This is a genomic window from Mycobacterium sp. E802 (genome assembly GCF_001666875.1).
Taxonomy (GTDB): domain Bacteria; phylum Actinomycetota; class Actinomycetes; order Mycobacteriales; family Mycobacteriaceae; genus Mycobacterium.
This window is the reverse complement of sequence record NZ_LZJD01000163.1, coordinates 1-24,581: the sequence shown is the minus strand read 5'-3', so window position 1 is coordinate 24,581 and position 24,581 is coordinate 1. Positions and strand designations below refer to the sequence as shown.

At 67.0% G+C, this 24,581-nt stretch carries 2 protein-coding genes; both read left to right on the top strand.

Features of this window, described 5'->3' with window-relative positions; translation table 11 throughout:
- The coding region (locus A5699_RS24290; RefSeq protein ID WP_082957858.1) for a non-ribosomal peptide synthetase at positions 1 to 20,784 on the top strand (20,784 nt) is incomplete at its 5' end.
- Positions 20,781 to 24,581, top strand: a 3,801-nt coding sequence (locus A5699_RS24285; protein WP_231965816.1) for a non-ribosomal peptide synthetase, incomplete at its 3' end; no start/stop codon positions are given. The genes A5699_RS24290 and A5699_RS24285, both read left to right, overlap by 4 nt.

Here is a 24,581-nt window from a genome sequence, read left to right as displayed (position 1 = left end):
CAACACCACGGCAACCAACCCATCCAACTACCACCCACCACAACCTCATTCACACGCTGGGCCGAACTACTCGACCACACCGCCGGGCACCCTGACGTCGTCAGCCACACCGACGTATGGCGACGCATAACCTCGACCGCTGCAGTGTTCCCGGCCGTACACCCCACGCTGGACACCTACGAGACAGCCGGACAGTTCTCCGTGTCGTTGGACACCAGGACCACCCGCGGGCTGCTCGGTGAGGTGCCCGCAGCGTTCCACGCCGGAACACAAGACATTTTGCTGATCGCGTTCGCCCTGGCGCTCGCTGAATTCACGCGTAGTGCAAGCACGTCGATCACCATTGACGTCGAAGGCCACGGGCGTCATGACGAACTCGGCGGTGACGTCGACCTGTCCCGCACGATCGGCTGGTTCACCGCCAAATACCCCGTCGCCCTCACACCAGGCGAACTGCGCTGGACCCAAGTCGTCGCCGGCGACCCCGCCCTCGGCACAATCATCAAAGACGCCAAAGAACAACTACGCAACCAACCCGACGGCCTCACCTACGGCCTCCTGCGCTACCTCAACCCCGACGTAAACCTCGAAGAGGCCGATCCGACAGTCGCATTCAACTACCTCGGCCGGCTGGCCGGGACTGCCGAGAGAAGTTCGGAGGCGTCCTGGCGGATCTGCCCCGAGGAATCCGCGGTGACGCGTACCGCCGGTGCGGTGCCCACCCGGCTCGGGCACACCGTCGAGCTCAACGCCGTTACCGTCGACACCGACGCCGGTCCGCAGCTGAACGCCGATTGGACCTGGGCGCGTTCAGTACTCGACCACGTCCAGATCAGCGAGTTGAGCCAGTTGTGGTTCGACGCGCTGGTCGGCATCTGCGCGCATGTCGAACGCGGCGGGGGAGGACTGACGCCGTCGGACATCGCTCCTGCGTCACTCAGTCAACATCAGATCGACGAGCTGAACCGCCAACACCGCATCGCCGACATTCTGCCGCTGACCCCGCTGCAACAAGGATTGCTCTTCCACGTCGTGGCGCGGGGCGCCGGCGATGTCTATGCGATGCAGTTGGACATCACGTTGAGCGGCCAGGTCGACGAGCGCAGGTTGTGCGACGCGGTCCACACGGTGGTGAGGCGCCATCCGCACCTGCTGGCACGGTTCAGCGACCAGTTCGAACAACCGGTGCAGATCATTCCGAGCGACCCGGTGGCTCCCTGGTGGTATCTCGAACTCGACTCCGACGGTGTCGGCGTCGAGGCGCAGATCGACCGCATCTGCGCGGCCGAACGGACTGCGGTGTGCGCGCTTGCCGACGAGCCCGGCTTCCGGGGGGCTCTGCTCCGGTTGGCCGCCGATCGGCATCGGCTGATCCTCACCGCGCACCACATCGTCCTCGACGGTTGGTCGATGCCGATCCTGCTGCAGGAGATCTTCGCGGTCTACCAGGGCCGCCGGTTGCCTGCACCGCCGTCCTACCGCAGCTTCATCACCTGGCTCGGCGAACGCGACCGCGATGCCGCCCGCGCGGCGTGGTGCCGGCTTTTCGCCGGCTTCGAGACTCCGGCCTTGCTCGGCTCCGGAGACCGAGACGCACCGGCTCAGCGCGGCATCGAGACTTTCGGTCTACCCGTGGTGCTGACGCGGGCGCTCAGCGAGCTGGCGCGTTCCCAGCGCACCACCGCCAACATCGTCGTGCAGGCGGCATTCGCACAACTGTTGTGCTGGCTCACCGGCCGCCACGACATTGCCTTCGGCACGACGGTCTCGGGACGGCCGTCCGAGGTCGCCGACGCCGAGTCGATGGTCGGGCTACTGATCAACACGGTGCCGGTGCGGGCCGTCTTCACCCCGGCCACCACCACGGTCGATCTGCTGAACCAACTTCAGCACGCTCACAACGACACCCTGGAGCACCACCATCTGGCGCTCACCGACATCCACCGGATCACCGGACACGACAAGCTGTTCGACGCACTCTTGGTGTTCGAGAACTATCCGATCGACCTCACCGCCCCGTTGAGTGCCGACGGCCTCACCGTGGCCGAATTCAAGTTTCACGAATCCAACCACTATCCCCTCGCAGTCCAGGTCCTGCCGGGCGACGCCATGGGTCTGCGGGTCGAATACGACACCGATGTCTTCGACCCGTCCGCCGTCGCGGCATTGATCGAGCGGCTGACAACGGTGTTGTCCGCCATGACCACCGATCCGTGGCGGCCGTTGTCGGCGATCGATCCGCTCGATGCGGTGGCCCACGCCCGGCTGGACGAGTGGAGCCATCGCGGAGCATTGACGGAATCGGCACCGGCCCAGACCATTCCGGCGCTGTTCGAGGAGCAGGTTGGGCGGACCCCCGACGCGGTGGCGGTGACTTGCGGCGGCCGCTCGATGACGTACCGGGAGCTCGACCACGCGGCCAACCGGTTGGCGCATGTACTGTCTGGCCGCGGAGCCGGCCGCGGCGAGGTCGTGGCGGTGCTTTTCTCGCGGTCCAGCGAGGCATTGGTGGCCATCCTCGCCGTACTGAAGACCGGCGCCGCGTATGTACCCGTCGACCCGGCGCTCCCGCCGGCGCGTATCGAATTCATGGTGGCCGATGCGGCACCGATCCTCGCGGTCACCACGGCTGCACATCGATCTCTCCTGGCCGGGTGTGATCTGCCCGTCATCGACATCGACGATTGCGGTGCGGTCAACCAGTCCAGCACCGCACTGCCGGGCCCGACACCCGATGACATCGCGTACATCATCTACACCTCGGGCACCACCGGTGCGCCGAAAGGCGTTGCCATCGCGCACCGCAACGTGCCCGGGTTGTTCGGCGCCCTGGGCGGCGACGTGTCATCGGAGCCTGGGCAGGTGTGGACCCAGTGGCACTCGTACAGCTTCGACGTCTCGGTGTGGGAGATCTTCGGAGCACTGCTGCACGGGGCGCGCCTGGTCGTGGTTCCCGAACCCGTCGCCGCATCGCCCGACGACTTCCATCAGTTGCTGGTCACCGAACAGGTGACCGTCTTGAGCCAGACCCCGTCGGCGGCAGGCATCATCGCCGCTCACAGTCTGGATTCGATGGTGCTGGTGGTCGCCGGTGAAGCCTGTCCGCCGGAGTTGATCGAGCGCTGGGCGCCGGCCCGGGCGGTGATCAACGCCTACGGTCCGACCGAAGCCACGGTGTACGCGTCGATGAGCGCACCGCTGACCGGTGCACCAACCGTGCCGATCGGTGCACCGGTGTCCGGGGTCGCGTTGTTCGTGCTGGACTCCTGGCTACGCCCGGTGCCCCCGGGTACGGTCGGCGAACTGTACATCGCCGGCCGCGGTGTGGGCGTGGGCTATTGGCGACGGGCCGGCCTGACATCATCGCGGTTCGTGGCGTGCCCATTCGGTGCCACTGGGCAGCGGATGTATCGCACCGGTGACCTGGTTCGGTGGGGCACCGACGGTCAGTTGCAGTATCTGGGGCGCGCCGACGAGCAGGTCAAGATCCGCGGGTACCGCATCGAGTTGGGGGAAATCCAAACGGCCTTGGCCGATCTGGACGGGGTGACCCAAGCCGTGGTGATCGCTCGCGACGACGACGGAACGAGCGTGCGGCTGGTGGGATACATCACCGGTACCGCCGATCCGGGCCGCATCAAAGAGCAGCTGGCCGAACGGTTGCCCAGCTATATGGTGCCCACTGCCATCGTGGCGATCGACAGCGTGCCGCTGACGGTGAACGGCAAGCTCGACCGGCGTGCGCTTCCCGCACCGGGATTCGTCGACACCGACCGCTACCGTGCACCGGGCAACCCGGTCGAGGAGATCGTGGCCGACATCTATGCGCGGGTTCTCGGCCACGAGCGCGTCGGCGTCGCCGATTCGTTCTTCGAGCTGGGCGGCGATTCGCTGACCGCGATGCGTCTGGTCGCCACGGTCAACAATGCCCTGGACGCCGGGATCACGGTGCGCTGTTTGTTCGATGCGCCCACGGTGTCCCAACTGGCGTCACAGATCGATCGCCGCGGACCGGGCGTGGCAGCGTTGACTGCCGGGGAGCGGCCTGCGGTCATTCCGTTGTCGTTCGCGCAGTCCCGACTGTGGTACCTGGACCAGTTACTCGGTGCCTCGGCGGTTTACAACATGGCGGCGGCATTCCGGCTTTACGGTTCGCTCGATGTCGACGCGTTGGGTGACGCGTTGGCCGATGTGGTGGCCCGACATGAGACCCTGCGAACATTGTTCGTCGAGCACGATGGCGTACCTCGTCAGTTGGTGATGGCGCCGGGCAGTGTCGAAATCGCCTGGAACGTGACCGATGCCACCGGGTGGACGGCTGACGAGCTCCACGCTGCGATCAGCGACGCGGCCGCATACACGTTTGATCTGAGTGCTGAACTTCCGCTGCGGGCCACGGTTTTCCGTATCACCGACACCGAGCATGTGCTCACGACCGTGGTGCATCACATCGCCGCCGACGGTTGGTCGGTCACCCCGTTGGCGACCGACCTGGGAATGGCCTATGCCGCCCGCAGCGCCGGACAGCAGCCGGCCTGGGCCGACCTGTCCGTGCAGTACGTCGACTACACACTGTGGCAGCGTGCACAGTTCGGCGACCTTCAGGACGGCGAAAGCCCCATCGCCACGCAGGTCGAATACTGGCGGGAGACGTTGGCCGGCATGCCCGAACGCCTGGCACTGCCGACCGATCGGCCGTACCCGATGGTCGCCGACCTCCGCGGTGCCACCATGGCAGTCCAGTGGCCGGTCGAGTTGCACCGGCAGATTCACCGCCTCGCCTGCGAACGCGACGCGACCAGTTTCATGGTGGTGCAAGCGGCCCTGCTCGTCGTGCTTTCCAGGCTGAGCGGGAGTTCTGATGTGGCAGTGGGGTTCCCGATCGCCGGCCGCACCGACCCCGTCCTGGATGATCTGGTGGGCTTCTTCGTCAACACCTTGGTGTTGCGGGTTGACCTGGCCGGCGATCCCACGATCGCCGAGGTGATCGACCGGGTGCGGACTCGCAGCCTGGCTGCCTACGAGCATCAGGACGTGCCGTTCGAGGTGCTCGTCGACCAACTGAACCCGGCCCGATCGCTGTCGCATCACCCTCTGGTGCAGGTGGCGCTGGCGTGGCAGAACGGTGTCGGACAGCAGGTCATCGATTCAACCACCGAAATGACGTTCGGCGATCTACAGGCAGTTCCGGTACCCGTCGAAACGCACACGGCACGAATGGATGTGAATCTATCGCTGGGAGAGCGTCGAACCGCCTCGGGTGAGCCGGCGGGGATCGGCGGGACTGTGGAGTTCCGCACCGATGTGTTCGACCCGAACAGCGTGGCAACGCTGATGGCGCGGTTGCGCCGCATCCTCACCATCATGACCACCGATCCGACTCTGCGGCTCTCGTCGGTGGACCTACTCGATGACGAGGAGCACGCCCACCTCGCGGCGATCGGCAACCATGCGGCGTTGAACTCCCCGGCACCGCGACCGGTGACCGTGAGCGCTCTGTTCGCCGACCATGCGACGCGGAACCCCGAAGCGGTCGCCCTCACCTGCGGCGAACGCTCCTGGACCTATCGGGAACTCGACGAGGCAGCGAACCGGTTGGCGCAGTTGCTGATCAGGAACGGAGCTGCTCCAGGTCAGTGCGTCGCGGTGTTGTTCAATCGCTCTGCCGAGGCGATCGTCGCGATCCTGGCCGTGCTGAAGACCGGTGCCGCGTACCTCCCGATTGATCCGGCGGTGCCCGAGACCCGGTTGGAGTTCGTGCTCGGTGACGCGCGGCCGATCGTCGCGGTCACCACCACAGATCTCGTGGATCGCCTGCAGGAGCGTGGTCTGGTGGTCATCGATGTGGCCGATGACCACCAAACCCTTGCGGCCGACAGCGAACCCGGCACGCTGCCGTCCCCGAGCGTTGACGATGTCGCGTATCTGATCTATACGTCGGGCACGACGGGAACTCCCAAAGGCGTTGCCGCCACCCACCACAACGTCACCCAGCTGTTGGCTACGCTCGACGCCGGGCTACCACGGCCCGGCGTGTGGCCCCTGTGCCATTCACTCGCGTTCGACGTCTCGGTATGGGAAATTTTCGGCGCCCTGCTCCGAGGCGGTCGGGTTGTGGTGGTGCCCGAAGACACCGCGGTCTCACCCGTGGACTTTCACGCTCTCCTGGTTCGCGAACACGTCGACGTGTTGACCCAAACTCCTTCGGCAGTGGCGGCATTGCCGCGCGAGGGGCTCGAGTCGGCGACTCTGGTGGTGGTCGGCGAAGCCTGCCCGCCGGAGGTGGTGGACCACTGGGCACCGGGGCGGGTGATGATCAACGCCTACGGACCCACGGAGACCACGATGTGCGTCGCGATCAGCGCGCCGCTCACACCCGGTCTCGGCGTACCGATCGGCTCACCGGTGTCCGGCGCCGCGCTCTTCGTCCTCGACGAGTGGTTGCGTCCCGTGCCGGTCGGTGTCGTCGGTGAGCTGTATGTGGCGGGATCGGGTGTGGGGTACGGCTATCTGGGCCGGACCGCGTTGACCGCCACCCGCTTTGTGGCCTGTCCGTTCGGCGTGGGGGAGTCGGCGGCGCGCATGTACCGCACCGGCGACCTGGTGTCCTGGCGACCGGACGGTCAGCTGACCTATCTGGGCCGTGCCGATGAGCAGGTCAAGATCCGTGGGTACCGCATCGAACTCGGCGAGATCCAGTCGGTTCTCACCGCGCTCGACGGCGTGGACCACGCGGCGGTGATCGCCCGCGAGGACCGTCCCGGCGACAAGCGACTCGTCGGCTATGTGACTGGCACAGCCGATTCGTCAAGCGTGCGCAGTCAATTGGCCGAGCAACTGCCGGCCTACCTGGTGCCGGCTGCGGTGGTGCGGCTCGACGCACTCCCGTTGACGGTCAACGGAAAGCTGGATGTCCGAGCGCTCCCGGCACCGGATTACGGCTCTGCGCAGGGCGGCTACCGTGCGCCCGCGGACGCCGTCGAAGAGCTTCTCACCGGCATTTACGCTCAGGTCCTGGGGATAGAACAAGTAAGCGCCGACGATTCATTCTTCGATCTGGGCGGCGACAGCATCCTGTCCATGCAGGTGGTGTCTCGGGCCCGGGCCGCCGGCCTGGTGTGTCGGCCACGAGACATTTTCGTCGAGCAGACGGCGGCCCGGTTGGCTCGCGTGGTCGCGGTGGCCGGAAGCGACTCCGGCCCGGTCGATGACGGCGTCGGGCCGGTCCTGGCCACCCCGATCATCCGCTGGTTGCATGACGTGCAACGCACCGGTGGCCCTGTCGACGAGTTCAATCAGACACTTCTGGTGCAGGCGCCGGTTGGGGCCGACGAAGCAGACGCCGTAATCATGCTGCAGGCCTTGCTCGATCGGCATGCCATGCTGCGACTGCGGGCGACAGACGACATCGACGGCTGGGTGTTGACCGCAGCCGCGCCGGGCGCCGTCGATGCGAGGACGTGTCTGGAATCGGTTGACACCCTGACGGACGATGCGCTCGTGGCGGCGCGCATGCGGCTGAACCCGGCGGCCGGGATGATGCTGAGTGCGCTGTGGGTGAACTCCACGAGCCAGCTGGTGTTGATCGGCCATCACCTGGCCATCGACGGGGTGTCATGGCGAATTGTGTTGGACGACCTCAACATCGCCTGGACGCAGCATCGCGCCGGCCGGCCGGTGGTGCTGCCACCGACTGGGACGTCGTTCGCTCGATGGGCCGAACGTCTCGACACTCACGCCGATCGCCCGGAAGTCATCGCCCACACCGAGGCGTGGCGAAAGGCGCTCAACGCCAGGAGGTTGTTGCCGCCGATCCGACCGCACGAGGACACCTATGAGAACGCCGGGCAGCTGTCGATCTCATTGGACGCAGCGACCACCCGCATGCTCCTCGACGAGGTGCCTGCGGCGTTCCGCGCCGGGACACAAGACATCTTGCTGATCGGGTTCGCACTTGCGGTGGCCGAATTCGGCGGGGTGCTGGGCATCCCCGGTACCCGGATCGGCATCGACGTCGAGGGCCACGGGCGGCACGAGGAACTCGCCGCTGACATCGACCTGTCCCGAACCCTCGGGTGGTTCACCACCAAGTACCCGGTGGCATTGGAGATCGGGGACCGGCACGTCGCGGATCACCCCTACCGGCTGACCTGGTCCCAGGTGGCAACCGGTGATGCGGCGTTGGGCAGCGCGGTCAAAGCAGCCAAAGAGCAGCTTCGCTCGTTGCCGTCACCGTTGACCTATGGTCTCCTGCGCTACCTGAACGCCGATGTCGACCTCGAAGCTGACGAGCCGACAATCGGATTCAACTATCTGGGGCGTCTCGGCGCCGCGTCCACCGAGAGCAACGGCGGGTGGCGGGTATCGCCGGACGGTCTGTCGGCCACCAGGGCGGCGGCCGCGACATCGATGTCGTTGACCCATACCGTCGCGCTCGACACGGGCATCCTCGACACCGATACCGGACCGCATCTGCAAGCCAACTGGACCTGGGCCCGGTCGGCAGTCGACGAGGCTCAGATCAGCCGGCTCAGCCAACTGTGGCTGGATGTCCTGACCGGCATCTGCACCCACGTGCGAAACGGCGGCGGCGGATTGACCCCGTCGGACATCGCGCCCGCTCGGCTCCACCAGCACGAGATCGACGAGCTACAGCGCCGGCATCGGATCGCGGACATCTTGCCGCTGACCGCATTACAGCAGGGTCTGATCTTTCACAGCAGCACAGCGCACGGGCCCGAGGACGACCTGTATGTGGTGCAGTTGGACATCACCGTCAGCGGTGCGCTCGACGCAGATCGACTGGCCGAGGCCGTGCAGGCAGTGGCCGGCCGCCATCCGCATCTGGCGGCGCGGTTCTGCGAACAGTTCGACGAGCCGGTGCAGATCATCCCGGCCGATCCCACGGCCGGATGGCGGTACGTCGAATTCGACTCGGCGGCAACCGAGCAGCAGATTCAGCAGGTGTGCGAGCAGGAACGTGCCGCGGTCTGCGACCTGGCCCACCCTCCGGCCTTCCGGGTGGCGGTGATCCGCACCTCGACAGACCAGCACCGCGTCGTGCTCACCAACCACCACATCGTGCTCGACGGCTGGTCACTGCCCATCCTGTTGCAGGAGATCTTCGCCGCCTATCACGGGCATCAGCTGCAGGCCGCCACGCCGTATCGCAGCTTCATCAACTGGCTGTCCGATCGCGACGTCGCGGCCGCCCATGCCGCCTGGCGTGAGGTGCTCGACGGTTTTGACACGCCGACGCTCGTCGGTCCGTCCCACAAACCGGTACCGGGGCCGCGCGGGGTACGGACGCATCAGGTGTCGCCGGAAACGACTCGGGCGCTCGCCGAATTGGCCCGGTCGCAGCGCACCACCGTCAACATCGTGTTGCAGGCGGCCTGGGCGCTGCTGCTGAACTCGCTGACCGGCCAACGTGATATCGCGTTCGGCACCGTGGTGTCGGGCCGGCCGGCCGAGGTGGTGGGCGCTGAAACGATGGTGGGATTGCTGATCAACACCGTGCCGGTACGCGCCGACATCACGGCGGCGACCACCACCACCGCTCTGCTCGGCAAGCTGCAGCGTCAGCACACTGAAACCCTTGAGCACCAGCATGTGTCGCTGAGCGAAATGCATCGCATCACCGGCCACGACCGCCTGTTCGACACCCTGTTCGTTTTCGAGAACTATCCGGTGGACACCGACGCATTGTCAGGCGGCGGTGACGGATTGGAGATCACCGAGTACACCAGCCACGAGTCCACCGACTATCCGCTCACCATGCAAGCCATACCCGGTGCCCAACTGGGTCTGCGTCTTGAGTACGACACCGGCGTCTTCGACGCTGCTGCCATCGACATCCTCACCAATCGGGTCGAGGCCGTGGTGCAGGCAATGACAGCCGATCCGGACCGCGCACTGTCCGCGGTCAACCTCCTCGACGAGACCGAACGCACGCAACTTGCGCAGTGGGGCAATCGGGCCGTTCTCACCCGTCTACCGCAACCGGCGTCGGTACCGGAACAGTTCGCCGCCCAGGTGCGACGGGCACCAGAGTCCGTGGCGGTGGTCTGCGGAGACACGGCGTTGACGTATCGGGAACTCGACGAGTCCGCAAACCGCCTGGCGCGCATGCTCGTCGGCCACGGCGCCGGTCCCGGTGAACGGGTGGCGTTGATGTTCGGACGTTCGGCCGAGGCGATCGTGGCGATCCTGGCGGTGCTCAAGGCCGGCGCGGCCTACCTGCCGATCGACCCGGCGCTGCCGCAGGCCCGCGTCGAGTTCATGCTCACCGACGCGGCCCCGCTGGCCGCGGTCACAACCGCCGACCTGGCTGAGCGGTTCGGGCAACACGGCCTGACGATCATCGATGTCGCGGACCCCGCGCTCGCGGCCCAGAGCGGCGCGCCGTTGGTGCCACCGGCACCCGACGACATGGCCCACATCATCTACACCTCGGGTACCACCGGGCAGCCGAAGGGGGTGGCGGTCACCCAGCGCAATGTGACCCAACTCTTCGACTCGCTCCAGATCGGGGTACCGCTGGCGCCGGGACAGGTGTGGACGCAGTTCCACTCGTATGCTTTCGACTTCTCGGTGTGGGAGATCTGGGGTGCGCTTCTGCACGGCGGGCGGCTGGTGGTGGTACCCGACACCACGACCCGTTCCCCGGAAGACTTCCACGCCTTGCTGGTTCGTGAGCAGGTGACAGTGCTGACGCAGACGCCGTCGGCGGCCGGGGTGCTGCCGGTGGACGGCCTGGAGGCCACGACGCTGGTGATCGGGGCGGAGCCGTGCCCACCCGAATTGGTGGATCGCTGGGCACCCGGGCGGGTGATGGTCAATGTCTACGGGCCGACCGAGACCACGATGTGGCTGTGCGCCAGCGCTCCGCTGGAAGCCGGTTCCGGCGCACCGCCGATCGGGGCGCCGACAGCCTGGGCGGCTTTTTTCGTGTTGGACGAGTGGCTGCGTCCGGTGCCCGCGGGCGTGGTCGGCGAGCTGTATCTGGCCGGGGCCGGAGTCGGCATCGGGTACTGGCGCCGGGCGGGGCTGACCGCCTCGCGGTTCATGGCCTGCCCGTTCGGCGAGCCAGGAACCCGGATGTATCGCACGGGCGATCTCGTCCGCTGGCGTGCGGACGAGCAGTTGGATTACCTCGGTCGTGCCGACGAACAGGTCAAGATCCGCGGGTATCGCATCGAACTCGGCGAGATCCAGTCGGCGCTCACTGCGGTGGCCGGTGTCGAACAAGCCGCGGTGATCGCCCGCGAAGACCAGCCGGGTGACAAACGGCTCGTGGGATACATCACCGGAACTGCCGACCCGGTCACCGCGCGTGCGGCGCTTGCCGACCGGTTGCCCGGCTACATGGTTCCCGCCGTGGTCGTGGCCCTGCCGGCACTACCGGTGACGGTCAACGGCAAGCTCGACACCCGGGCCCTGCCGGCACCGGATTACCAGGATGTCGGTCAGTACCGCGCACCGGTGGGCGCGGACGAGGAGATATTGGCCGGGATCTACGCGCGGGTGCTCGGCGTCGAACGCGTCGGCGCCGACGACTCGTTCTTCGATCTGGGCGGCGACTCGGTCTCGACGATGCGTCTGGTCTCGGCGATCAATGCCGTTCTGGGCACCGACCTTTCGGTGCGTACCGTGTTCGAGGCGCCCACCGTCGCCGAGCTGGCGCTGTGTATCGGTGAGCATGCCGAGCCCGCCGAACCATTGGTCGCCGGGACGCGCCCGGACGTGATCCCGCTGTCGTTCGCCCAGAATCGGCTGTGGTTCGTCGATCAATTGCACGGACCCTCACCGGTGTACAACATGCCCGTCGGTCTGAGACTGCACGGCCGGCTCGACGTAGACGCCTTGGGTACCGCGCTGGCGGACGTGATCGGCCGTCACGAAAGCCTGCGTACCCGGTTCGATTCGCCGGGCGGGACACCCAGACAGGTGGTGATCTCTGCCGAGGAGGTCGATTTCGGCTGGGAGGTCGTCGACGCGACCGGCTGGACGGCCGCGGCGGTGGACGAGGCGATCGAGGAAACCGTTCAGTACCGTTTCGACCTATCTACCGAGATACCCATGCAGGCCAAGCTCTTTCAGGTCGGCGAGGCCGAACACGTGCTCGTTGCGGTGGTGCACCATATTGCCGCCGACGGGTGGTCGCTGGCACCGCTGGTGCGTGATCTGAATATCGCGTACGACGCCCGGCGTACCGGTCGCACGCCGGAATGGGCGCCGTTGCCGGTTCAGTACGTCGATTACACGCTGTGGCAGCGCACCCGGCTCGGGGACATCGCCGACGGTGACAGCCCGATCGCCGCGCAGCTGGCCTACTGGGAAGAAACGCTGGCCGGGCTGCCCGAACGTCTGGCGTTGCCCACCGATCGTCCCTACCCGCCGGTGGCAGATCAGCGCGGCGCCACCGTGACGGTGGAGTGGCCGGCGCAGTTGCAGCAGCAGGTGGCCGCCGTGGCCGGTGCACACAGTGCGACCAGTTTCATGGTGGTGCAAGCCGCGCTGCTGACAGTGCTTTCCAGGCTGAGCGCGAGTACTGATGTAGCCGTTGGCTTCCCGATCGCCGGCCGCAGTGATGCCGCGCTCGAGGAACTCGTCGGCTTCTTCGTCAACAATCTGGTGTTGCGCGTCGACCTGACCGGTGACCCGACGGTGGCGGAGCTGCTGACGCAGGTGCGCACGCGCAGCCTGGCCGCCTACGAGCATCAGGACGTGCCGTTCGAAGTCCTGGTGGAACGGCTCAACCCCACCCGCAGCCTGGCCCACCACCCGCTGGTGCAGGTGGCACTGGCCTGGCAGAACCTGCCGTGGCAGGACACCGGGCCGGCCGGCGGCCTGACGCTGGGGGATCTGCAGGTGACGCCGGTGGCGGTGGACACCGAGACCTCTCGCATGGACCTGACATGCTCGCTCGGCGAACGCTGGACCGCCTCCGGTGAACCCGCCGGCATCAGCGGGGCAGTGGAATTCCGCACCGACGTGTTCGACGCAGACAGCATCGCGGCGCTGATCGCACGGTGGCAGCGCGTGTTGGCGGTGATGACCGCGGACCCGAGCCGACGGCTCTCGACGATCGATGTGCTCGACGCTTCGGAACACGCCGAACTGGATGAGTGGGGTAACCGGGAAGCGCTGGCCGCCCCGGCCACGACCGGGGAATCGATTCCGGCACTGTTCGCCCAAGCGGCGGCCCGCACACCGGAGACCGTGGCGATCAGTTGCGCCGGCCGCGTGATGACGTATGGGGAACTGGACGGGGCCGCGGATCGACTGGCGGCCAGATTGATCGCGCACGGTGTGCGTCCGGGTGACCATGTGGCGTTGCTGGCCGAGCGCTCGGCCGAAGCCGTCGTTTCGATGCTGGCGGTGCTCAAGGCCGGCGCGGCATACCTGCCGATCGACCCGGTTTTGCCGGATGCGCGAATCGAATTCATGCTTGCCGATGCCGGTCCCACCGTGGCGGTCGTCACCGCCGGCCTGACCGGTCGACTGGCCGGATATGAGCTGCGGGTCATCGACGTCAGCGAGATGGCGGCTGCCGACACGTCGCCGCCCGATGGACTGACGGGTCCCTCGTCGCCGGTGCCGACCGCGGCCGACATCGCCTACATCATCTATACCTCGGGGACCACCGGCGTCCCCAAGGCAGTGGCAATCACCCATCACAACGTGACCGGGCTGTTGGGATCGTCCGACACGTTCTTGGCGGGGAAGACGTGGACGCAATGGCATTCCTATGCGTTCGATGCCTCGGTCGAGGAGATCTGGGGCGCACTCTTGCACGGCGGGCGGCTGGTGATCGTGCCCGAGTCGACGGCTCGGTCACCAGAAGACCTGCAGACGTTGCTCGTTGCCGAACGCGTCGACGTTCTGAGTCAGACACCCTCCGCGGTGGCGCTGCTGGCACCCGAGCGGTTGGGTGCGGTGTCGTTGCTGGTCGCCGGTGAGGCATGCCCGGCCGAGTTGGTAGACCGCTGGGCCGCAGGGCGGGTGATGGTCAATGCCTACGGTCCGACCGAAACCACGATATGTGCCTCCAGGACTGCGCCTTTGGCCGCCGGGGACGGTGCACCGTCGATCGGCGCACCCGTGTCCGGCGCGGCGCTGTTCGTCCTGGACGGGTCACTGCGTCAGGTGCCCCGCGGCGTGGTCGGCGAGTTGTATGTGGCCGGCCGCGGCGTGGGTGTCGGATACCTGGGCCGGGCGGGTCTGACCGGTTCCCGCTTTGTAGCCTGCCCATTCGGGAGCGGCGGTGCAAACGGTCAACGGATGTACCGCACCGGGGACCTGGTCTACTGGGACGCCGGTGGGCAGCTGCGTTACGTGGGACGGGCCGACGAGCAGGTCAAGATCCGGGGCTACCGCATCGAACTCGGCGAGATCCAGGCGGTCCTGACCGGGTTGGACGGCGTCGAACAGGCGGCGGTGATCGCTCGCGCGGACCGACCCGGCGACCAGCGGCTCGTGGGCTACGTGACGGGAACCGCCGACCCGGCCAAACTGCGCACGCAACTGGCTGAGCAATTGCCGGCCTACATGGTCCCGGCCGCGGTGATGGCCCTGCCGACACTGCCGCTGACACCCAACGGCAAATTGAACACTCGCGCCCTGCCGGCACCCGAATACCAGGACATCGACCGCTACCGGGCCCCGGGCAACCTCACCGAGGAGATTCTGGCCGGCATCTACGCCGACGTGCTCGGTGTAGAGCGGGTCGGGGTCGACGATTCGTTCTTCGATCTGGGCGGGGATTCGCTCTCGGCGATGCGTCTGGTGGCCGCCGTGACCGCCGCCTTGGACACCGAACTCGCCGTGCGGGTCCTGTTCGAGGTGCCGACCGTGGCGCAATTGGCACCACGCATCGGTGGCGACGGGTCTCGACTGGATCCGCTGATGGCCGGGCCGCGGCCCGCGGTCATTCCACTGTCGTTCGCCCAGACGCGGCTGTGGTTCCTGGACCAGTTGCAGGGCCCCTCAGCGGTTTACAACATGGCGACCGCACTGCGGATCAGCGGTGCCCTGGACGTCGACGCGTTGGGCGAGGCGCTGGCCGACGTGGTGGGCCGCCACGAGAGCCTGCGGACGGTGTTCCCCGCCGTCGATGGGGTTCCCCGACAATCGGTGATACCCGTCGAGGACACACGATTCCGCATGGACGTCGTGGATGCCACCGGGTGGCCGGCTGCACGGTTGCACGAGTCGATCGGCGAGGCGGCTCGTCATGTGTTCGATCTGTCCAGCGAGATCCCCCTGCGGGCACAGGTATTCCGGATCGCCGCCGACGAGCACGTGCTGGCGGCGGTGGTGCACCACATCGCCGCCGATGCCTGGTCGATCACCCCGCTGATGGCTGATCTCGGGGTTGCCTACGCCAGCCGAAGCGTGGGGCAGGCTCCGGCATGGTCCGATCTGGCTGTCCAGTACGTCGATTACACGCTGTGGCAACGCGCGCAGTTCGGTGACTTCGACGACAGCCAGAGCCGAATCGCGGCACAGTTGAGGTATTGGCAGGATGCGCTGGCCGGCATGCCGGAACGGGTCACGCTGCCCACCGACCGGCCATACCCGCCGGCCGCCGATCAGCGCGGTGCCACCGTGGCCCTGGACTGGTCTGCAGAACTGCAGCAACAGATCACGCGGGTGGCCCGCGAACACAACGCGACGAGCTTCATGGTGGTGCAGGCCGCCCTGTTGACCGTGCTTTCCCGACTCAGCGGCAATTCCGATGTGGCCGTGGGTTTCCCGATCGCCGGCCGCCGCGACCCGGCGCTCGACGAGCTGATCGGCTTCTTCGTCAACACCCTGGTGCTTCGGGCGGATCTGGCCGGTGACCCCACCGTCGCCGAGGTGCTGGCCCAGGTGCGGGCCCGCAGCCTGGCCGCCTACGAGCATCAGGACGTGCCGTTCGAAGTGCTGGTCGAGCGGCTCAACCCGACGCGGTCGCTGACTCATCACCCTCTCGTCCAGGTCGCGCTGGGATGGCAGAACGTTCCCGGCCAGTCCGGCGCCGCGCCGGTGCTCGGCGATCTGGAGATCAGCCAGATGCCGGCGGACACTCATACCGCTCGTATGGACCTGAGTTTCTCCTTGGCCGAGCGGTGGACCGCGGCCGGCGCTCCGGCCGGAATCACCGGCACAGTGGAGTTCCGCACCGACGTGTTCGACACTGCCACCGTCGAATCGGTGATCAAGCGGTTCGAGCTCGTGGTGTCGGCGATGACCGCCGACACCGACCGGCGACTGTCCTCGATCGACCTCCTCGACGCCGGCGAACACGCGCACCTCGACGCAATGGGTAACCGGGCGGCGCTGGCCGGGCCGGTGCCATCGTCGACGCCGATGTCGGTCCCCGAACTGTTCGCCGTCCAGGTCGCCGGCCACCCGGACGCCGTCGCGGTGAGCGACGACGGCCGCTCGCTCACCTACCGCGACCTCGACGAGTCCGCAAACCGGCTGGCGCACTTGCTGATCGGGCGGGGTGCCGGCCCCGGCCGCAACGTTGCGGTGTTCCTGGAACGCTCCGCCGAGGCGATCGTCGCGATGTTGGCGGTGCTGAAGACCGGAGCTGCCTACTTGGCCATCGACCCGGCGCTGCCGGCAGCCCGCATCGAGTTCATGCTGGCCGATGCGGTGCCAGTCGTCGCGGTCACCTCCGCCGCCCTGGCCGCCCGGTTGGACGGACATCCCGTCCGGGTCGTCGACATCACCCGGGCAGCAGTCGCCGACCAGCCCGACACCGCACCACCGAATCCGGCGCCCGGGGACATCGCCTACCTCATCTACACCTCGGGGACGACCGGCGTTCCCAAAGGTGTGGCCGTCACCCACCACAACCTGACCCACCTGGCCCGGTCCACGCCCGCGACTCTGCCCGAACAGCAAGTCTGGACCCAATGCCATTCGTACGCCTTCGATTTCTCGGTGTGGGAGATCTGGGCTGCGCTGCTGGGCGGTGCCCGCCTGGTGGTGGTGCCCGAGTCGGTGGTGAGTTCACCGGACGATTTCCACGCGCTTCTGGTCGCCGAGCGGGTCAACGTCTTGACCCAGACGCCCTCGGCCGCCGGGGCACTGTCCCCGCACGGCCTGGAGTCGGTGGCCCTGCTGCTCGGCGGCGAGGCCTGTCCGGGCGAGGTGGTCGATCGGTGGGCACCGGGACGGGTGGTGATCAACGCCTACGGCCCCACCGAGATCACGGTCTATGCCTCGATGAGTGCACCTCTGCTGCCCGGCACCGGGGCGGCGCCGATCGGTGCCCCGGTACCCACCGCATCGCTGTTCGTCTTGGACGAATGGTTGCGTCCGGTGCCCCCTGGAGTGGTGGGCGAACTGTACGTGGCCGGTGACGGCGTGGCGTGTGGATACCTGGGCCGGTCGGGGTTGACCGCAGCACGGTTCGTGGCCTGTCCGTTCGGCGAGCCGGGACGTCCGGCAGCCCGGATGTACCGCACCGGTGATCTCGTGAGCTGGCGCGCCGACGGCCAACTGCAGTATCTCGGTCGCGCTGACGACCAGATCAAGATCCGTGGCTACCGCATCGAACTCGGGGAGGTCCAGACCGCGTTGAGTGGGGTGTCCGGAGTCGCACAAGCTGTGGTGATCGCTCGTGAGGATCAACCGGGAATCAAGCGTCTGGTCGGCTATGTCACCGAAGTGACGGGCGGGTCGGTGGATCTGGCCGGGACACGAAACGTCTTGGCCGAGCGACTTCCGCCCTACATGGTGCCGTCCGCGATTCTGGTCCTGAATGCGTTGCCGTTGACCGTGAACGGCAAACTCGACACCCGCGCCTTGCCGGCCCCGGAGTACCAGGACGCCGATCGGTATCGTGCACCGGGCAGCGCCGTCGAGAGCATCCTGGCCGGCATCTACGCCGAGGTGCTCGGGCTCGAGCGGGTCGGAGTCGACGACTCCTTCTTCGACCTGGGCGGAGACAGCATTCTGTCGATGCAGGTGGTCGCCCGGGCCAGAGCTTGCGGTGTGACGTGCAGGCCCCGCGACATTTTCGTCGAGCAGACCGTGGCACGACTGGCACACGTGGTCGGAGTGACCGGCGGCGACACCGGCCCGGCCGACGAGGGTGTCGGTCCGGTGCGGGTGACGCCGATCATGCGCTGGCTGGAAGATGTTCACCGCGCCGGCGGCCCCGTCGATCAGTTCAACCAGACGGTGGTGGCCCAAGCTCCGCCGGGAGTCACCGAATCCGACGTCCAGACCGTCATGGACGCGCTGCTCGATCGGCATGCGACGCTGCGGCTGCGGGTAGACGAGGACGACGACGGACACTGGTCGCTGTTGGTCCCCGAAACGGGTTCTGCGCGAGCCTGTCTGGAGTCGGTGGACATGATATCCGAGCAGGCCCTGGCGGCGGCCCGGTCCCGGCTGAACCCGGCTGCCGGGCAGATGGTCAGCGCGCTGTGGGTCGCATCCACCGGCCAGTTGGTGTTGATCGTCCATCACCTCGCCGTCGATGCGGTGTCGTGGCGGATTCTGCTGGAAGACCTCAACATCGCCTGGGCTCAGCTCTGTCAGGGGCAGCCGACGGTATTGCCCACGACCGGAACGTCTTTCGTACAGTGGTCGAACCTACTCGATCAATACGCACGGTCCGCCGCCGTGGCGGAGCAGGCCGACCATTGGCGACGGGTGCTGGCGGCTCCGACCGCACTGCCGGCGGTGCGGCCAGAGGCCGACACGTACGCCACCGCGGGCCACCTCTCCGTAGCGCTCGATGCCGAGACCACCCGCATTCTGCTCGGTGAGGCTCCGGCGGCGTTCCACGCTGGGGTGCAGGACATTCTGCTGATCGCCTATGGGTTGGCGTTGACACAGTTCCTGCAGATCACTCTGCCCGTCGTCGTCGAGGTGGAAGGCCACGGCCGTAGTGAGGACCTGGATGGGCTTGACGCGCGAAACATCGATCTGTCGCGAACCGTGGGTTGGTTCACCGCGAAGTACCCGGTCGCTTTGGATGTCGGGCGGCATCTCAACGGGTTGAGCTGGCCTGCGGTCGTGGCCGGCGAATCGGCGCTCGGCGGCGTGATCAAGGCGGTCAAGGAACAACTTTGCGGCCTTCCCGACGGAATGACCTACGGGTTGTTGCGCTACCTCAACCCCGACGTCGAACTCTGCGGGGCAGAACCCACGATCGGGTTCAACTACCTCGGCCGGATGGGCGCGGCCGGGGCGGCGGGTGAGTCCGAGGCCTTCGCCGGCCTGTGGCAGGTCGATCGTGATGGAGCCGCTGTCGCCGCGACCGCCGCAGCCATCCCCATGCCGCTGGGGCACACCGTCGAACTCAACGCGAGCACCGTAGAAACCCACGACGGCCCAAGCCTTTACGCGTCGTGGACGTGGGCTCCCTCGGCGCTGGACGAGAGCCAGGTGCGCCGCCTGTCGCAGCTGTGGTTCGATGCTCTGACCGGCATCTGCGCGCACGTGCGCAACGGAGGCGGTGGTCTGACCCCGTCGGACATCGTCCCCACCGTGCTCGCCCAGCACCAGATCGACGAGCTGACCCAGGATCACCGCATCGCCGACATACTCCCGCTGACGCCCTTGCAAAGCGGGCTCCTGTTCCAGGCCAACAGAACTCGTGGAAACGACGACAACGTCTACGCCATGCAGCTCGATGTCACCATCACCGGACCACTGGATGCCAACCGGCTGTGCGAGGCGGTACACAACGTGGTGCACCGCCACCCCAACCTGGCCGCCCGCTTCGACAAACGGTTCGGCGAACCGGTACAGATCATTCCGGTCGAGCCGCGCGTGCCCTGGCAGTACCTCGACATAGCCACCGATGAGCAATTCCAACGGCTGTGTGCCGCCGAGCGTTCCGCGGTATGCGACCTGATCGACCAGCCGGCGTTCCGCGCCGCGCTGATCCGGTCGGGTGCCGACGAGCACCGGTTCGTCATGACGTACCACCACATCGTCCTCGACGGTTGGTCGCTGCCGATCCTGTTGCAGGAGATCTTCGCCGGTTATCACGGACAGCACCTGCCGGCCGCTGGGACGTATCGCCGGTTCGTGACGTGGCTGGCGAGCCGGGACGCCGATGCCGCCCGCACCGCCTGGCGTGACGCGCTGGCCGGGTTCACCACACCGACTCTGGTCGCTCCCAACACCGGGGCCAGGCCAGGAGCCCGTGCCACCGAGACGTTCCACCTACCCGCCGAGACCACCACGGCCGTGCACGAGCTGGCCCGGTCGCAACACACCACGGTCAACACGGTGCTGCAGGCGGCCTGGGCGCAAGTGCTCATGTGGCTGACCGGACAGCACGATGTCACCTTCGGCGTTGCGGTGTCGGGCCGTTCAGCCGACGTGACGGGTGCCGAATCGATGATCGGCCTGCTGATCAACACCGTGCCCGTCCGCGCCACCATCACCCCGGAGACCACCATCGCCGATCTGCTAGAGACCCTGCAACGCCGGCACAGTGACACACTCGATCACCAGCACCTGGCCCTCAGCGAGATTCACCGGGTTGTCGGCCACGAGCAGTTGTTCGACACCCTGTTCGTCTACCAGAACTACCCCGTGGAGACCGCAGTGTCATCGATGGCCGACGGGCTGGCCATCACCGCGGTGACCGGCCGCGAATACAACCATTACCCGCTGACCCTGCAGGCGATGCCCGGCAGCGAACTCGTTCTACGGGTCGAGTTCGACACCACCGTGTTCACCGCACGGCGGGTGAACAAGATCGTCGGGCGGTTCCAGCGGGTGCTCGAGGCGATGACCGGGAAGGACCAGCACTCGTGAGCGCCGACGCCAACCGGCGATTGTCGTCGATGGATCTCGACGACGACGACGAACTCGACGAACTGGAGCACTGGGGTAACCGTGACGCACTGACCCAGCCGGTCACCGCCGCCTCGATTCCGGCATTGTTCGCGGCCCAGGTGTCCCGTGATCCCGCAGCGGTGGCCCTCAGCTGTGTCGGCAGGTCAATGACCTACGCCGAGCTCGACGCGGCGTCAGATCGGTTGGCGTATCGGCTCATCGAGCATGCAGTACGTCCGGGCCAACGGGTGGCGGTGCTGTTCTCACGCTCGGCCGAGGCGATCGTGGCGATCCTCGGCGTGCTGAAAACCGGTGCGGCATATGTGCCGATCGATCCTGCGGTGCCCGATGCGCGGCTGGAGTTCGTTCTCACCGACGCCCGCCCGGTGGTGGCGGTGACGACCGCAGACCTGGCCGGCCGCCTCGACGGTCGCGGCGTGCCAGTGATCGATGTCGGTGCGAACCAGGCGTCGGCGCCGGGATCTCCCGCCGGTACCGCGGTGCCGGCGGGGCCACAACCCGATGACGTCGCCTATCTGATCTACACCTCCGGCACCACCGGTGTGCCCAAGGGGGTGGCAATCCCACATCGCAATGTGACGCGCTTGCTGAATGCGATCGATACCCGCCTGCCCTTGTCGGGGGAGCAGGTGTGGACTCACTGCCATTCACTGGCGTTCGACTTTTCGGTGTGGGAGATCTTCGGTGCGCTGCTGCACGGCGACCGCTTGGTCGTGGTTCCCGAATCGGTGACCCGCTCCCCGGAGGAGTTCCACGCCTTGCTCGCCGAGCAGCGCGTCACGATGCTGAGCCAGACGCCGTCGGCGTTCTATGCGCTGCAAGCCGTCGATACGGTACGGCCGGAATCCGCCGGGCAACTCAACCTGGAGGCGGTGATCTTCGGCGGGGAGGCGCTGGAACCCTCGCGGCTGAGGCGGTGGTGGGAGCGACATGCCGGATCGCCCCGGTTGATCAACATGTACGGCATCACCGAGACCACCGTGCACGCCTCATTCCGCGAGATCACCGCGGTGGATCTCGACGACACGGTCAGCCCGATCGGTGTACCGCTGTGCGACCTGGCCTTCTTTGTCCTCGACGGCTGGTTACGTCCCGTCCCGGCGGGCGTTGTCGGCGAATTGTATGTCGCCGGTGCGGGTTTGGGATATGGCTACGCGGGACGGGCCGGGCTGAACTCCACGCGGTTCGTGGCCTGTCCGTTCGCGACCACCGGCACCCGCATGTATCGCACCGGGGATCTGGTGTGCTGGGGCACCGACGGCCAACTGGAGTATCGAGGCCGCGCCGACGAACAGGTCAAGATCCGCGGCTACCGCATAGAGCTCGGCGAAATCCGGGCGGCACTGACGGCCCTTGACGGCGTCGAGCAGGCCGAGGTCATCGTGCGGGAGGATCGTCCCGGCGACAAGCGGCTGGTCGGCTACGTCACCGGGGGCGCCGACCCCGTGGCATCGCGTGCTGCGCTGGCCGACCGGTTGCCGCCGTACATGGTGCCTGCCGCGGTGATGTCCTTGGACAGTTTGCCGTTGACGGTCAACGGCAAACTCGACAAAAAGGCCTTGCCCGCACCGGAATACCAGTCCACCGACTACCGCGCACCGACCACGCCCACCGAGGAAATCGTCGCGGGAATCTACGCACAGATCCTCGGCGTGGACCGCGTCGGAATCGACGACTCTTTCTTCGATCTCGGCGGCGATTCGCTGCTGGCGATGCGTCTGGTCGCCGCGCTCAACCGGACACTCGATGCCGGTCTCGAAGAGCGTGTGGTCTTCGATGCGCCCACCGTGGCCCAGCTGATGCTGCGTATCGGCGATGGGCAACATCGACTGCCACCACTGGTCGCCGGATCCCGTCCCGCGGTGATGCCGCTGTCCTACGCGCAGAGCCGATTGTGGTTCCTCGACCAATTGCACGGGCCCTCACCGATGTACAACTTGGCGGTGGGGTTACGTCTGACCGGGGACCTCGATGTCGCGGCGCTGGGCGCAGCCTTCGGCGATGTGCTGGAACGCCACGAGAGCCTGCGTACCGTGTATCCGGCAGTCGACGGACTACCGCAGCAGCGGGTGGTCTCAGCCGAACACGTCGAGTTCGGCTGGGACGTCGTCGACGCCTGCGGTTGGTCGGCAAGCCGCTTGGCTGCGGCGGTCGAAGAGACTGCCCGGCACAGTTTCGATCTGTCCACGGAGATACCGCTACGCGCAAGGCTTTTCCGGGTCTCCGACGGTGAGCATGTATTGGTCGCCGTGGTGCATCACATTGCCGCCGACGGTTGGTCGATCACCCCGCTGGTGGCCGACCTGGGTATTGCGTACGCCGGGCGGTGTGCCGGACGACGCCCCGGTTGGGAGCCGTTGGCCGTGCAATATGCCGATTACACGCTGTGGCAACGCACGCAACTCGGTGATCTCGACGACCCCGGCAGCCGCATCTCCCAGCAACTGGATTTCTGGGAGAGCGCTCTGGCCGGGATGCCCGAACGCGTGACACTCCCGACGGACCGTCCGTATCCGTTGGTCGCTGACCAAAGCGGTGACCGGGTGGATGTGCAATGGTCGGCCGATCTTCAGCGCCAAGTTGCGCGTCTGGCCCGTGAGCACAACGCGACAAGCTTCATGGTGGTGCAGGCCGCCCTGGCCATGGTATTGGCCAAGTTGAGTGCGACGTCCGACGTGGCGGTGGGTTTCCCGATCGCCGGGCGCCGCGATCCAGCACTCGACGCCCTGGTCGGATTCTTCGTCAACACCTTGGTGCTGCGGGTCGAGCTGGACGGTGACCCCAGTGTCGCCGAGGTGCTGGCTCAAGTCCGGGCACGCAGTTTGAGCGCCTTCGAGCACCAGGATGTGCCGTTCGAAGTGCTGGTCGAGCGGCTCAACCCGACCCGATCGGTGGCCCATCACCCGCTGGTGCAGGTGATGTTCGCCTGGCAGAACGTTCCGGGTCAGACCGGCGGACCAGGCGACGGTTCGATGCTGGGGGACATCGAGGTCGCTCAGTTACCCCTGGGCACCCGCACGGCCCGCATGGACCTGTCGTTCTCGCTCGCCGAGGTTTGGACGAAAACCGGAGAGGCCACCGGGATTTCGGGGACAGCGGAGTTCCGCACCGACGTTTTCGACGCGGACAGCATCACCGCCCTGGTCGATCGGTTACAGCGGATGCTCGAGGCGATGACCGCCGACGCCGACCGGCGGCTGTCGACAATCGATGTGCTCGAATCCGATGAACACGCACGCCTCGATGCGCTGGGCAACCGGGCAACGCTGACCCGGTCCGAATCTGCGCCGTCATCGATTTCGGCTCTGTTCGCAGCGCAAGCGGCCCGCTGTCCCGGGGCAGTGGCCGTCAGCTTCGACAGAACCCACATGACTTACCGGGACCTCGACGAGGCCGCCAACCGACTGGCGCACAGGCTCATCGACCAAGGCGCAGGTGCCGGACAGCGGGTGGCGTTGCTACTCCCGCGGTCGGTCGAGGCCGTTGTGGCGGTTTTCGCGGTGCTCAAAACCGGTGCGGCGTATGTGCCCATCGATCCGTCGGTGCCGGATGAGCGTGTCGAGTTCATCCTTTCCGATGCCGCTCCGGTGGTGGCGGTCACCACCGCCGACCTTGCCGACCGCGTGGCCGGGCACAAGTGCGCCGTCGTCGACGTCGCCGACGCCACGCTCGCGACCGAGCCCGCTGCGGCGTTGTCGGTGGGGCCGGGGCCGGGGGATGTTGCGTATTTGATCTATACCTCGGGTACCACGGGT